Annotated in this window: 11 protein-coding genes; 9 read left to right on the top strand and 2 right to left on the bottom strand. The window is 49.8% G+C overall.

Annotated features, from left to right (window positions below; translation table 11 throughout):
- Positions 1–485: 485 nt before the first annotated feature.
- Both hupB and ACNRUY_RS17265 read left to right on the top strand, forming a co-directional pair.
- Positions 486–758 carry a nucleoid-associated protein HU-beta gene (gene hupB, locus ACNRUY_RS17270; RefSeq protein ID WP_488112898.1) on the top strand — a complete coding sequence of 91 codons (273 nt, stop codon included), beginning with the start codon at positions 486–488 and terminating at the stop codon, positions 756–758.
- Between the two features lie 215 nt (positions 759–973).
- Entirely contained in the window at positions 974–2,872 is a 1,899-nt protein-coding gene (locus ACNRUY_RS17265; protein WP_488112897.1) for a SurA N-terminal domain-containing protein, read from the top strand.
- A gap of 89 nt (positions 2,873–2,961) precedes the next feature.
- On the opposite strand, the gene ACNRUY_RS17260 is transcribed toward ACNRUY_RS17265, so the two are convergent.
- The gene (locus tag ACNRUY_RS17260) at positions 2,962–3,531 is read right to left on the bottom strand and encodes a cytidine/deoxycytidylate deaminase family protein (protein WP_488112896.1); all 570 of its coding nucleotides are present in this window, start codon (positions 3,529–3,531) and stop codon (positions 2,962–2,964) included.
- A 293-nt stretch (positions 3,532–3,824) separates the two neighbouring features.
- Positions 3,825–4,301, bottom strand: coding sequence for an Lrp/AsnC family transcriptional regulator (locus ACNRUY_RS17255; protein WP_488112895.1), 477 nt, complete (start codon positions 4,299–4,301; stop codon positions 3,825–3,827).
- Between the two features lie 206 nt (positions 4,302–4,507).
- On the opposite strand from ACNRUY_RS17255, the gene hppD reads away from it, so the two are divergent.
- The 7 genes from hppD (at position 4,508) to ACNRUY_RS17220 (ending at position 12,857) form a co-directional block, all read left to right on the top strand.
- Positions 4,508–5,587, top strand: coding sequence for a 4-hydroxyphenylpyruvate dioxygenase (gene hppD / locus ACNRUY_RS17250; protein ID WP_488112894.1), 1,080 nt, complete (start codon positions 4,508–4,510; stop codon positions 5,585–5,587).
- Positions 5,588–5,661: 74 nt separating this feature from the next.
- Positions 5,662–6,456: a phenylalanine 4-monooxygenase gene (phhA, locus tag ACNRUY_RS17245; RefSeq protein WP_488112893.1), complete on the top strand. Its 795-nt coding sequence runs from the start codon at positions 5,662–5,664 to the stop codon at positions 6,454–6,456.
- Positions 6,457–6,518: 62 nt separating this feature from the next.
- Positions 6,519–7,814, top strand: a complete 1,296-nt coding sequence (locus ACNRUY_RS17240; RefSeq protein WP_488112892.1) for a YfiM family lipoprotein — start codon at positions 6,519–6,521, stop codon at positions 7,812–7,814.
- A 331-nt stretch (positions 7,815–8,145) separates the two neighbouring features.
- Positions 8,146–9,606, top strand: coding sequence for a hypothetical protein (locus tag ACNRUY_RS17235; protein ID WP_488112891.1), 1,461 nt, complete (start codon positions 8,146–8,148; stop codon positions 9,604–9,606).
- An 862-nt stretch (positions 9,607–10,468) separates the two neighbouring features.
- Entirely contained in the window at positions 10,469–11,326 is an 858-nt protein-coding gene (locus ACNRUY_RS17230) for an alpha/beta fold hydrolase (protein WP_488112890.1), read from the top strand.
- A gap of 70 nt (positions 11,327–11,396) precedes the next feature.
- Entirely contained in the window at positions 11,397–12,326 is a 930-nt protein-coding gene (locus tag ACNRUY_RS17225) for a DUF4892 domain-containing protein (RefSeq protein ID WP_488112889.1), read from the top strand.
- A 99-nt stretch (positions 12,327–12,425) separates the two neighbouring features.
- Positions 12,426–12,857: a YbbD-related protein gene (locus tag ACNRUY_RS17220; RefSeq protein WP_488112888.1), complete on the top strand. Its 432-nt coding sequence runs from the start codon at positions 12,426–12,428 to the stop codon at positions 12,855–12,857.
- The last annotated feature ends 171 nt before the right edge of the window (positions 12,858–13,028 follow it).

Below are 13,028 nucleotides of genomic sequence, written 5' to 3'. Positions count from 1 at the left end.
CATTTAGGTATAAAAACCATGAACGACCGTTCTAATTAGAGCGGTCGTTCAGTAATGACGGGGCTTTCCGGTGTGATTGCTGTTGACAGACGCGTCAGCCGGTTGGTATAAAATGCCGCTACTTCACATCAGTGTTTTTGGATGAAATCCAACAATCCGCTTGACGGCTGGTTGTGAAACTTCATACTGCTGTGTCTGTATTGAACGCGTTTCATACGGACAGGCCCTTATGGGCATGATCGGGAAGAGTGAGTTTCTGGTGGCCAGAAGGTTGATCTGTTTTCAAAACAGGTATCGGAAAGGCTGTCGATCGCTCAGGTGCCAGTGTGTGGCTTGTTTTTCACTGAAAAATACAGCAGCATAGCGGTCGCACCCGTTTGGGTAGGCTACAGAAGTAAGGGCAACAGAGCGATTTGTGCCATCGCCCATTCTGTATCTGGCCTCTGTTTTTTATTGAAATGCATCCTACTTAGAAGGGGAATAGAGTGAACAAGTCCGAGCTTATTGATGCTATTGCTGCATCTGCAGACATTCCTAAGGCTGCCGCTGGTCGAGCCCTGGACGCCGTGATTAACTCTGTCACTGGTGCGCTGAAGGATGGTGAGCAGGTTGTTCTGGTCGGTTTTGGCACCTTTTCCGTAAAGGAGCGTGCTGCCCGTACCGGTCGTAACCCGCAGACTGGCGAGCCCATTGAAATTGCTGCTGCCAAGATTCCCAGCTTTAAAGCTGGCAAGGCGCTCAAGGATGCAGTGAACTGATTCAAGCGCTTTTTATAGGGCTGTTAACGGTTCTATTTTGATGGATGGAGAAGGCAGCATTCCGCAGTTAATCAAATGGGGTTTTACTGCCAGCCTCCATGACAAGGCGCATCCTGTGATGCGCTTTTTTTGTTTTTGGCCCGGTCTTCATCACCGGGGATGAAGTGCAAGGGGTTCATTCTGCTGTCTCAGCGGCCCTGGTACCTGAGGTTTCTATGCTGCAATCGATGAGGGATAAAGCGAAGAGTTGGGTGACATTTGTTGTCGTCGGCATCATCGCTTTTATGATGGCCATTACTGGCCTGGAAACACTTGCGCCCAACCCCAATAATCCTGAGGTGGCGTCAGTTAATGGTAAGGAAATTACAAGGGCGGAACTGGCCCAGGCCGTGGACCAGCAGAGAAGAGCGCTGGTGCAGCAGATGGGTGACCAGTTTGATCCGGCCATGCTGGATGACAAACTGTTGCAGGATTCCGTGCTTTCAGCATTGATTGATCGTCAGCTGCTTCTTCAGGATGCCCAGGACCATAAAATGGAAGTGGGACAGGCCCAGCTGGATCAACTGATTTTATCCATGCCCCAGTTTCAGCAGGATGGTCGCTTTAACAAAGACCGTTTCCAGATGATGGTTCGCAGCTATGGCATGAGCCCACTGCAGTTCCGGGATGCTCTGCGTGAAGAAGGGCTGATGATGCAGCTCCGCTCAGGGATTGCCAGCACCGAATTTGTCACTTCCAGGGAGCTTAATCGTTTGCAGGCTCTGGAAGGTCAGACCCGGGATCTGGCCTGGGTGATTCTTGACTCCGCCAGCGTCCGTAAGAGTATCGTGCCTTCTGATGAAGAGATTCAGTCCTACTATGATGGCCACAACGATCGGTTCATGACGCCGGAACAGGTTGTGGTGAGCTATGTGGAGCTGAATAAAGCCGACCTGGCCAAAGGAATCGCCGTCACTGAAGATGAAGTGGCTGCAGAGTATGAGCAACGCATCGGCCAACTGAAGCAGGAAGCTGCAGCAAAAGCCACTGTTTCCGCCATTCTCATTGAAACCGGCAGCAAGCGCAGCCTGGAAGAGGCTCGTACCCGTGCAGAGGAAGTGGTTGCCAAACTGAAGGCCGGTGGTCAGTTTGCTGATCTTGCCCGCACTTACTCCGATGACCCGATCTCATCAGAAAAAGGCGGCGATCTGGGTGAGGTTCAGCCGGGCTTTTTTGGTGACGAGTTTGATCAGGCCGTTGCCAGCCTGAAAGTGGGTCAGGTTTCTGAACCGGTGGAAACCGGTTTTGGACTGCAGATTCTTAAAGTGACCCGTCGGGATGAGGTCAAGCTCCCAACTCTGGAGACACTTCGTCCGGAAATTGAGATGGCTCTCAAGCAGGGAGAGGTGGATACGCTGTTCCTGGACCAGAGCCGTCAGCTGGCGGATATCAGTTTTGAATCTTCTGACCTGGCACAGCCTGCGGAACAGTTGGGCCTGAAGATTCAAACCACCGTGCCTTTTGGTCGTACCGGAGGTGAAGGCATTGCTTCAGACCGGCGGGTGGCAACCGCGGCTTTCAGTGATGATGTTCTGGGCCTTGGGGCGAACAGTGAACTGATTGAACTGACTCCAGACCGGGCAGTCGTGGTACGGGTCAAAGAGCATCGGCAGCCTGAGTTGATGAAAATCGCCGAGGTGCGTGACCAGATTATCAATACGCTCAAGTATGAACGGGCCGAAGAGCAGCTGAAGGCGAAAGCCAATGAGCTCACCGCTCAGCTGAAGTCAGGCATCAATATGAAAAATCTGGCCAGTGAACAGGATCTGAAACTGGTGGAAAGCTCGAAAACCGGCCGCAACCAACCGGGAGCCCCGGCGCAGCTTCTACAAAAAGCCTTCAAGATGCCACATCCCGGGAAAACCGTGGCTTATGATCATGCGGTCTTACCCAATGGTGACCTGGCCCTGATCGCTTTGAGTGCTATTTATCCGGGGGAAGCAAAGTCCGGCAGCGAACAGCTTCGTGGTCTGGGGCAGTTTATTGCCAACAGCAATGGTCGTAATCTGTTCGATGAGTATCTGAGAAGCATTAAGGCCAGCAGCAAGGTAGAGATGCATCTTAAAGATGAGTAACCGCGCGCAGACTTAGCCTTGAAGAGTTGATGAATTCATTGTCAAACTCAAAAAAGCCCACTGGTTGAACGGTGGGCTTTTTTTATTCCTTATTCGTCATCGTCCATCCAGTCGTCCACCAGCCAGTCTCCGGCCATCCAGTACTGGTCAATATCCATACTTCGTACAGGGTCGTCATCGTTCCGGAACAGAGCCTGTCCTTCTTCAAACGCTTCACGGCATTCGCTTTGCAGAACACAGCCGGAGAGGGTAAGGCTTTCCGTAAATGTGGACGGGAATTTCTGAAGGCCTTTATCCAGCCCCTGGCTGGGGTCATCTTCCCAGATGGCCCGGATATCCTTTCGAGTGGCCCCGTACACCAGTTCGGTGATGTTGATGCCCCTGTGCCTGGCCCAGTAGAGGGCCATCAGGCTCAAGTCATCGGGCTCGGCAGTGGTGATCATGGTCAGGGGATGTCGCAGCTGGCAGTCAAACTCGCTGGCCAGCAGATGGAGGGCCAGGCCTTCGGCGGTATAAAGAGGGCTGATATGATTGGCATTACAGGTGGTGATCAGGATCTGGCCGGAGGCATCCACCACGCAGGCAGTAAAAGGCCAGGCCGGGTTGGCATTGACGCCCAGTTCAATAAGCTCACCCATTAACTCGGTGTAATCAGACATGGAAAATTCTCCAGATTGGTTTCTGGAAAATAGCTGATAAACCATGACTTTTCTGGATTTCAGGTTGAAATTGCCCTCAGTCTGACAGTGCAGGACAGCGCTTGTACCCAACCAATCTCTCAGTGATGGCCGGGCTCTGATCGTTTCTGTGTCTTTTTCAGTTGTGCTTCACTGCGTTCAGCGACTTCAGGAATGCAGTAGGTTGCTGCTGAGCTCAGCGAAGCGCAACAAAAGCGGTGCTTTTTTCCTGCGCTGCGGGTATGCGGGTGTATGGATATTTACGTTTTTCTGAATTAGATATCCAGGGGCAGGGCAGTGGTTGACTTTACCTCGGACAGAGCCAGTGCTGTTCTGACCTGACTGATACCGGGCAGGCTCATTAACTCCTCCATGAGAAAGTGGGAAAGTGCTTTCTGGTTACGGGCAACCACTTTCAGAAGATAATCCCCATCGCTACCGGTAATGGCATGGCACTCTAACACAGGTGGCATCTGGCGGATGGTTTTCTGAAACTGATGGGTAAAATCCTGTGTGTGATTATCCAGGGTAATGGTGACAAAAGCGCCTACATCCAGGCCAACAGCCTGGGGATTTAACAGGGTTACCTGTTTCTGGATGTGCCCGCTTTCTCTCAAACGGTTGATTCGCCTTGAGCACTGGGAAGCAGAGAGGCTGATCAGTTCAGCCAGCTCATTCAGAGAAGGGCTGTCCTGGTGTTGCAAGGCATCAAGCAGGCGAATGTCGAATGAATCCAGTGGATGTCCGCTCATGGGGGAGTCCTCGTTTGGAAAAGCATACCGTTGATTGTTATTTTGCTGGCTGGTCTCGAAGTTGTTGAGGACGCAGGGCTACCTCCATGATTGATGCAACTATTTTGTATCATCATGCGAAACCCGGAACCAGATCGCAAGCCTTTTGCATCCAGCTCTCCGTATACTTTTCTTAGGCAATACAAGAATAAAAAGGAGAGCTGGCCATGGCTGCGGCGCACCCCTCAAAGATCACCAATGTCAATCCAATGGGAACCGATGGGTTCGAATTTATTGAGTATGCTGCCCCAGACCCGGAAGCTCTTGGGCGTCTTTTCGAGCAATTCGGATTTCGCCCGGTGGCCCGGCACCGGTCCAAGAACGTGACCCTTTACCGGCAGGGGGACATTCAGTTTATTGTTAACGCCGAACCGGAATCTTTCGCCCGGCAATTTGCCAGGGAGCATGGTCCCTGTGCCTGTGCATTTGCCATTCGTGTGGAAGACGCCGCTTATGCCTTCAACCGGGCCCTGGCTATGGGGTGTGAGGCCGGGCCAACCCAGCATGGTCCAATGGAGTTGAACATTCCCTCCATCGTGGGTATCGGTGGCAGCCTGATTTACCTGATTGATCGATATGGTGACAAGGGCACCATTTATGATATTGATTTTGTGCCTCTGGCTGGGGAAGAGCTGATTCCTTCCGGGGTCGGGCTCACTCATATGGATCATATTACCCATAATGTTTACCGTGGGAATATGGACAAATGGGCGGGGTTTTACGAAGAGCTCTTTAATTTTCGGGAAATCCGCTATTTCGACATAGAGGGCAAGTTGACCGGTTTGAAATCCAAAGCCATGACCAGCCCCTGCGGTAAAATCCGGATTCCCATTAATGAATCCGCCGATGATAAAAGCCAGATAGAAGAGTACCTGAACCAGTACAAAGGGGAGGGCATCCAGCATATTGCCCTATATTCAGGAGATATTTACCAATCCGTCATTGCCATGAAAGGGGCTGGAACCGCTTTTCTGACCCCGCCTCCGGATACCTATTATGAAATGTTGTCTGAGCGCCTGCCCTGGCACCATGAAGATGTCGAAAAACTTCGGGGCAATGCCATATTAATGGATGGGGCACCAACAGAAGACGGCGGCTTACTGCTGCAGATATTCACTGAAACCGCCATTGGCCCGATTTTCTTTGAAATTATTCAGCGCAAGGGGGATGAAGGGTTTGGTGAAGGGAACTTCAAGGCTCTGTTTGAGAGTATGGAACGGGACCAGGTGCGCCGTGGAGTGCTGTAAGTGTTGACAGCATCAGAAAGGAATCTACGTACTTTAGCCTCCAGGCAGCGCCTGGAGGGGCTGGGAGCAGAGTTATGAAGTCATCCAAGTACCAGGCCAGGAAGCCCGACGCTTCCGGCTTTATTGATTACCCGGAAGAGGAGCACGAAACCTGGAGTATTCTCTATCACCGCCAGATTGAACAGCTGAAGGACAGAGCCTGCGACGAGTTTCTTGAAGGGCTGGAGCAGCTGAAATTACCCGCTGACCGAATACCTCAACTGGCGGAACTTGACCGGTTACTCCACCAGGCCACGGGCTGGGGGGTTGCCCGGGTACCCGCCCTGATCTCTTTTGACCGCTTTTTCCAACTGCTGGCTAACGGACAATTTCCCGTTGCCACCTTTATACGCACCCGCGAAGAGCTGGATTATCTGCAGGAGCCGGATATCTTTCATGAAATATTCGGCCATTGTCCGCTGCTGACGCATCCGGATTTTGCTGAGTTCACCCGAACCTATGGGCAGCTTGGGGTTGAGGCAACAAAGGAAGAACGGGTATATCTGGCCCGGCTCTACTGGATGACCGTTGAGTTTGGACTGGTGAATACGCCAGAAGGCAGGAGAATATATGGAGGGGGAATTCTCTCCAGTTATGGCGAGACTGCTTATTCCCTGGACAGTGACAAGCCCCTCCGGGAGCCTTTTGACCCCCTCACTGCACTTCGAACCCCCTACCGAATTGATATTCTGCAGCCGCTCTATTACGTCATTAATGATCTCACTGAATTGCAGAGGCTCAGTGAAATGGACATTATGGCACTGGTGCACCAGGCCATGGCGCTCCCTCTGCTGGCACCACGATTTTCCACTGATAATCCTCCGGAGTGAACAGGGGCTGAATCCCCCTAAGCTCTGGCCGATAAGCCTTGCATCACCTGTGCGAGGCTTTCATGTTTAAAAAACTGATTCTTTCTCTATTATTGATTCCTGTAACACTTCTGGTGTGCCTGCTGGGATTGATCGTTGCCTCTGTGTCAACAGAGCCACTGATTAATCAACATCAGGGCTCCACGGATTCCGTCAAGCAGGCCGAACAGTGGCTGGATAAGATTTCCGGTATTTTTGAACAGGATAATCTGAATCGTCTGGTGTTAACGTCCAGAGAGGTTCGTGATCTTTCCTTTTATGCTGTCAGTCGCGCAAAGGCCGGTCCACGAAGGCTGCTCCAGGTTCGCGGAATTGCCACCGAGTTTGATGGGGGGCAGGTGGTGGTCAGGCTGAGCCTTAAGCCGGATATACCACAGGATCTTTATTTCAATCTAAGCCTCGCGTTGTCAGAAAAAGATGGGCGACCGTATTGGGATTATCTCAAGCTTGGCCATGTGCGCTGGCCGGGTCAGTTGTTGTCCTGGGGGTTCCAGAAACTGATTCTACCCTCGGCGCCCAAAGAGCAGGCAAACTTCTGGCAGGCTTTGACCCAGTCGGTTGAGCGGTTCCAGGTTGAGCCTGAGCGAATGGTCCTGGTGTACCGGTCCGGTGAAGAGCTGCGCAGACATCTGAAGGAACAGGCGCAGAATGTGATGGTTGGGTCCCCGGAGGAGAGAAAGGCACTGCAACTCTATCTGGACGTGTTGCTGGCGGCATCTATCCAGGCAGGAGGCAGTGAGCTGCCATTATCGCGACTGATGACTACATTGTTTGGCCTGGCTCAGGCCCGAAGTGAGAGTGGCAGTGCCGTGGAAGAAAACAGTCGGTTACTCAGGGCATTTGCTATTCAGTTGGCTGATGCCCAGACACGGTTACTGCTGGCTCCGGGCATGTCGCCGGTGAAGATTGACCGCCCTATTGTCCTGAGGGGAAGGGCAGATCTGAGTCAGCATTTTATGGTCAGTGCCGCCCTGGCTTTACAGCTGGACCGGGAAACGGCTCTGGAAATCGGGATCAGCAAGGAAAAGGCGGATTCAAAAGCGGGTGGCAGTGGTTTCAGTATGGTGGATCTGCTGGCGGATATGGCGGGCATTCATTTCGCCTCCGTGGCGACCCGTGATGAGGCCAGTGCCCGTAAAATTCAGCGGTTGATGCTGAAGAAAAATAAAGAAAATGTCTTTATGCCCAGAATTGATTTCCTTCCGGAAGGTATGTCCGCGGGGGCTTATGAAGATCTTAAACGCCATCCCATGTATCCTGCATTGATGAATAAGATTGTTAAACGGATTAATGAGTTGCCGGTTTCTGGTGAGATATAAAAGGCTCATTTATCAACGGTTTTATGTCATTGACAAACAGCTGTTTTAATACTTGTGTTTACATGTCGAGGCTGTAGATGATGGGGTTTTGTTAAGCTGGTTTTCAGATCTGTTTAGTTTTTTATTTTAAATAGGGAGGGCAGTTGTTGTGTATTGCTTATGATGACTGTTTTAATATGGAAGCCTTTTTAATGTAAATAAATTCTGTTATGTCATTTGTTTATTGCTACTCCATTTTTACTTTTAAAAAATAGACTATACTCGACTTTCAGTAAAATGATGTCTGCTGCGTTTTTTTTTGCTGCGAATTCTATTCTATAAGGCGTTTGTGATGATGAAAAAAAAGTGCTTGGTGGTAAGCTCCCTTTGGTTTGTTTTATTTCTCTTAAGTAGCTCGGTATATTCACGTTTGCAGTGTGACTATTGTCAGAAAGCCCCAGGCGAGTGCGAGTGCGAAATGGGAGAAGACTCATCACTATCTGATGTTCCTGAAAATAATGAGATGATCAAATCCTTAGTAGAATTTCTTGGCCGATTTTACCATGAGGCCGTGGGAGAACATCCTGCTGGAGTTGATTCATGCCATGGTGCATGCGGAGGACCTCACTCCGGAATGCCATTTAGGCAACCGGATGTTGGAAGGGGGGGCTTTATCCCTGGCGAGCCCGGTGAAGTTCTTGGTATGGGATTGAGTGGAGGAAGTGATAATGGCCAGAGACGGTCACCCAGCCATGAGCCACGTCAGAGGCTTTCGCGTTATCAAAGTGAGCAAACCTATGTTATGAAACCGCAGGCAGACGAAGCTGAAAGGGGGACGATTTCACCTGGCGAGAGGCACAGGCTACGTAATCAACGCGATATGGCTCAATACGTTGGGTTACTTTTGCAAAATAATGGTGAACTCTTTGATTTAAGAGAGAGGTGGGAGGCAGAAAGGGGGAATGCGATCCGAAGAAGAGAGCGTTTGCGTAAGGTTGAGAGTGAGTTGAAGAAGAAGAGGTTTAGTGACGAGTACGAGTATTGGGATTACCATGATCAGCAAATGAAAGAGCAAGGTCTTTTGGATAAAGACCGTCAAGATAAAAAGTTTTTAGAATTAGAAAATAGATTTATTAATTGGTTGAATACTGAGATGGCAAGAACCCAGGAACATGACTCTGGAGTAGTGCAAGTAACACCTCCAAGGGGCCTAAGTGTTGCAGAAATACTTGGCTCCAGTGCTCATCAGGTCACGCCAGATATGATGAAGCGCTTGCTGGAAAATGCACCTCATGGGGTAAGGGAGAGGATTAATTCTATGGCTCAGCAAATGATATCCAGCTTCACACATTATATTCACAACCCGCCTCAACCGATTTCTATTAACCTGGTAGGTCCTTTAGACATCATTGGTGTCCAGGAAATTGAAGGCTTTACTGGTAAAGTATGGGATTTTGTTAATCATCTTGAGCAGAATCATCCAGCGGTTATGGTGTTTAATCTTTGGGGTGTTTTATCTCCGGTCAATGGTGGGAGCATTGTTTTATTTACTATGCCGAATGGGCAAACGCTTATTATGAGCCCTATCTTTGGTTTGCTCCTTTCTGATAATCGGGATAGTGCAATATTTTTCCTTAATCATTGTTTTTACATACTTGCAGCCAATGGTGTTACTCAACGTATTGATATAAGCATAATGCAGGAAGGAAATGGGGTCTTGCAGCAAGTGATCAGTGGAATTCATTCGTTGTGGAGTCATTCAAGATGGGGTGTGGTATGGCTATATACGCGTTTTCTGGGAGCGAAAAAATGACCATCACTAGAATTTAAGGGAGTGGCATTGTCGTGGAGACTTTTGTTTTGCTCAAAATGCTAGTGTTAACATTTTCTGATTGAAAACCGTTTTTGTAATGGTCTCAATGAGTTTGAAAATGTTAAATATCAGCCCCGGTCCACACTGTTAGAAATGGGCCGGGCAACTCCACAGATTAAAATAACGAACTGACAGGTAGTTTGCCATTGATACCAATGGGCTTCGGTGGTGTTGTAGAAACACCCATAGGAAGTGTAGATCCAAAAGGCATAAATACCTAAAGAGTATAATTATGGATTTGTTGATTCGAACTCATAGAAATAGCATTAGCATTGAGCCTCGGATGGCTGAGACCATTCTTTCTTGATCTTCTATGTGAGTACGAATAGAAGCAGTGATCAAGCTTTAGGAAGAATTCAGCAGGTCAAACTGAGTGGATGAATCATATTTGACAATATAATATCCAATCATATTTGCGTATTGTATGCTCCAACAAACACCTCGTTATCTTCTTTACCTTCATTAACAATGGAGGGCTGAATACAGTCCGGTACCCTCTTTGTCCAGTAAGTCAGGCTGTCAAGATGACATGAATACAGGCCTTTGGAATCAATAAGTGATTGGCATTTACCGAAGGATTCCTCATCATATTCCCTGACCGGACGGTAGTCGCTGACAACTAGGCGAACCCGGGGTTTTCGGAGTAAGGTTGTTCATCTGAAGTCCAGTCTGTCTGACCTGTTCAGCAAGCAATCGTCGTTATGGAAAATAGTCGAAAATATCGTTTTCCAGGTTCCAGGATAATACAGGCCTGTTGGCGAGGGACTCAGAGCCCCGATCAAGCCGTTCAAAGGAGTTAAACATGCAGCCCAGGGAGCTGACCATCAACACCCCCCACTTGGGGTTTTCTGCGCTTGAGTGGGGGGACCCGGCAGCCAGGCCTGTCCTTGCTCTTCATGGTTGGCTGGACAATGCAGCCAGTTTTACTCCCCTGGCTCCAATGCTCAAAGGCATACGGCTGATTGCGGTTGACCTGGCCGGTCATGGCTTGTCACAACACCGGTCTGAAGGCTTCAGTTACGATATCTGGCATTATGTGGAAGACCTGGTTTACATTGCTGAAGCCCTTGACCTTGAGCGGTTTGGCTTATTGGGCCACTCCATGGGGGGGATCATTGCCACCATGGCCGCATCATCTGTGTTGAAGGAGCAGGTGGTGGCCCTGGTGACCATTGATGGCTTGTTTCCCTGGCCAAGAAAGCCCGAAGAAGCACCGGTTTCGTTGATGAAGTACATTAATGAGCGAAGGACACCTTTGGATAAGCTGCCAGTTGCCCGGTATCGTTCCCGGCAACAGGCGGTCAGAGCCAGGGCCATGAGCCAGTTCAAGGTATCCCGTGAGTCATCGGCATTGCTGGTGGATCGCTCTTTGCGCCAGGATGGGGATGGCTGGGTGTGGACGTCGGACCCCCGGCTGAAACTGGGTTCACCTACCCGGTTTACTCTGGAGCAGACACTTGCTTTTCCTCAGGCCGTTACCTGTCCGGCGCATATGATTCATGCGGATCAGGGGGAGATTCATGACACCATTGAGCAGTTCCGTGACCGACTTCCCAATTTTCAGTTTCATTCGCTTTCCGGTTCTCATCACTTGCACATGGATGGACCGGTTGATGTGATTGCCAATATTGCCAGCACTGTCTTGGGTCAGGGTTTATGATAACCTGATCAAGCAGGCTTTCTGGTTTTATGTCAGCCTGCCAGTGGGGGGAATAACCATGGGATGTCGAATGACCAGAGTCCGTATACAAGCCGCTCCGGCTTTTTTAAGACAGTTGTTGTCCAGATCGGGAAGCTCTGGCTCTCCCTTGATCGTTTTGATCTTGATGATGTTTCCTTTATCTACGATGTCTGCACGGGCTATGGATGCGCTTCCCCCGTACCCGAATGCCAGTGTGGAGATTTCTGAAAAACAGCAGCACCAGAACCACCCGGTGATCACCAATTTAATGAAAAAGGTCAATGGGGTGGTGACTTCGGATGGGGCCCAATGGTTAATGGGGGAGCTGGATCGTACTTTGTATCAGTTACCCACCGGTCAGACCAGCACCCAGGGGTTTGACTATTATGTCCGCGAGTTTGAGAAGCAGGGGGTTGAGGCCCGGTTTCAGTGCCGCAGCTTTTCCTGTGGTGCCAGTAACTTCTGGGCAAATAATGTATTTGATATAGCTCGGCTGTATGGTCAGGACAGACATCAGGCCTACTACATCGGCCAGAAACAGGGCCGGTTTTATTCCGTTTATTCAGTGCGTCGTGGGAATGGCCGAGTCTATACGCTGGTGGATGTTTTTTCTCCTGAGAACACCTCCACCAAGTCCTCTGGTACCAAATTTCTTCAAGAAGGCTATGGAAACTTCTTTATTCAAGGGCGTTCCATAACAGAGGATCCGCAGTTCGTGACCCTCCAGGAACAGCTTATTCAGCTGCCATCGTTCAATATACTGCTGATACTTAATGGCAGGGTGGAAGGCTCGGTTGGTGACTGGGAGCGCCAGTATAGAGAGCTTGAGAAAAAGGCGGAGGTGATAAGAAAACAGCTTCTGGCCAAGGGTGTGGAAGAACGACGCTTCAGGGTACATGTCAACGCGGTTTCAGCCAGCAATTGGCCAGATAAAGCCAGTAATAACACGATGTGGTTAGAGGCTATTGTTTTGCAGTAAAGGTTGTGTTCCCGTTGCCTTTTAAATCAGGGTTGATGAGGCGACCTGCCTTTAGTGTGAACTTTCCGTGTTTTTCTGTTTCCGGACAGGATGGTGATCATGACTTTTAATGGACGTTTATCGTTCGTGGTATTTCTGATAGTGGTAATGATGACTTCAGGTTGCAGCGATGTTCTTGAAAGCAAAATGACCGGCTATCAGGAAGCACGATCACTGATCGACCGGGGCTGGCTCCCTCCATGGCTTCCTGCTTCTGTCGTTTATGTCCGCGAAGCCCATAATCTCGATACCAATGGAGTCATTGCACACTTTCGGGTTGGCAGTCGGGATCCCTGGCTTCCTGATACCTGCCGGCCCGTCTCCCTTGAAGAGTATAAGGAGCCCTGGGTAAAGGCCCGATGGTGGCCCAAAAACCTCTCTGAACTTGCTGGTCGTGTAGGCCTGTTCCGGTGTTCTGAAACAGAGCTGCTGGTTTTATTGAGTGGAGGGAAAGAAGCGTTTTACTGGTCGGTGCCTATTGTCGATCAGTAACCGGTTTTTGGACTTCAGAGGATCATTGTGATCGGCTCTTAAGCTGTAGTAGTTCAGACCTGATCTGACAGTCACCGATTTTTCAGAGGGTGTCTGTCAGGTCAAATTCAGGCTACAAATTTTTCCTTCCAGATCTCTTTGCCATCTATCAGAGTTTCCATTGGCGTTCTT

The organism is Endozoicomonas sp. Z74, from assembly GCF_057680865.1.
Note: the sequence above shows the minus strand (reverse complement) of the source record. Positions and strands in the feature narration are given on the sequence as shown.